We start from the raw sequence: 1,370 nt of genomic DNA, 5'->3' as shown, positions 1-1,370 counted from the left end.
ACTCCCTAAATTCAGCTGTATAGACTTTGGGTTTTTCTTGGGTCATTTAAATACATTCCTTCTTTCAGTTATTTTAAGGAATGTGTCCGGTTTAGTGTAGCCACATCATAACCGGCTGGGATTGGATTATTAATGCAGTTTCTAATGCGAATTAGAATAAGATGCAATTTACTGTGTCCTATTAATCTACAATATGATGCATTTTATTATGCTTATTTCTTAAATATTTTGTCGTTACTATATGTCTCCATAGAGACCATATAATCTATATGGTTATCTGAAATACAAAGAAAACTCTAACGGAGAAAATTTATGGAATTATTAAAAGAGTATTATTTTATTTTAACTATTATTGTATTGTTGAGCATTCTTGAATTGATATCTTGATTAAAAATAAGCAATAAGCAATAAGCAATAAGCAATAAGCAATAAGCAATAAGCAATAAGCAATAAGCAATAAGCAATAAGCAATAAGCAATAAGCAATAAGCAATAAGCATAAATTTCCGCCACAAATAATGTTATATGGTGAATCTGTGGCGGTTTTTCTTTTCTGTGCTAGATTGAAAAAATTTAGCTATCCATTGTAGACTGCGAATCTATTTTTAATATTTAAATAAATTTTTTCTAACTTCTTTTCTCAGAAATCAATCGTTCCAAGCTGTTTTGCAATTTAGGAATCTTTGAGTAGTCTACATTCCTTTGTGTCCTAATTTTCTACAGTATGATTCCAAGACTCCATGATTCTTATATGGACGCCTCCCGGTTTGGCAAGCAATATTTCGTGTTTTGGTAAAATAGGAATCGGCTGCAGTCTTATATCCGGCCTTATTGCAGACTGGATTTCTATCTGCGGGCCCTGATGGAATTCGCCAAGAACGTCCTCATCTCCGTCTCGTGCTCGAAGCACTGGTAAAAATTCAGGTTTACGTTCTTGCGGTCCGACCTGTTTCGCCATCACACGATTTATCTACCTGCGCAACCTATCAGCATTCCACTCTATTTCAGTGGTTGTTCCTTGTTATGTGGGCACTTGGCTCATATAACCCTTTTGGTACTCTCGATCGTGCGCTAAAATCGCCCACGCCGTTCGTGCCATTTTGTTAGCCATCGCAACAATGGCCACATTCGTCGGACACCTCTGCAGCAGTGCTTCGCTCCACGCGCCTTTATCTTTGGCGTTGAACATGACTGCTCTGGCGCCATGTATCAACAGGGTGCGTAAATATGTGTCGCCCCTTTTGGCTTTTGCCTAACAGCTTAATCTTGCCGCCCGTGCCGCTCTGTCTTGGAACAAGCCCCACAAAGGCAGCGAATTCCCGTCCAGACTTGAAGTAATTTGCCTCGCCCATCGTGGCAACTAAAGCAGTT

General features: G+C 38.9%; 1 pseudogene. It reads right to left on the bottom strand.

Annotation, left to right across the window (positions count from 1 at the left end):
• Nucleotides 1-1,020: 1,020 nt before the first annotated feature.
• A pseudogene (locus BLW34_RS17220) lies at nucleotides 1,021-1,370 on the bottom strand (transposase); the annotation flags it as partial.

This window comes from Nitrosomonas sp. Nm58 (assembly GCF_900107335.1).
GTDB lineage: Bacteria > Pseudomonadota > Gammaproteobacteria > Burkholderiales > Nitrosomonadaceae > Nitrosomonas.
This window is presented reverse-complemented; position numbering and strand designations above follow the sequence as displayed.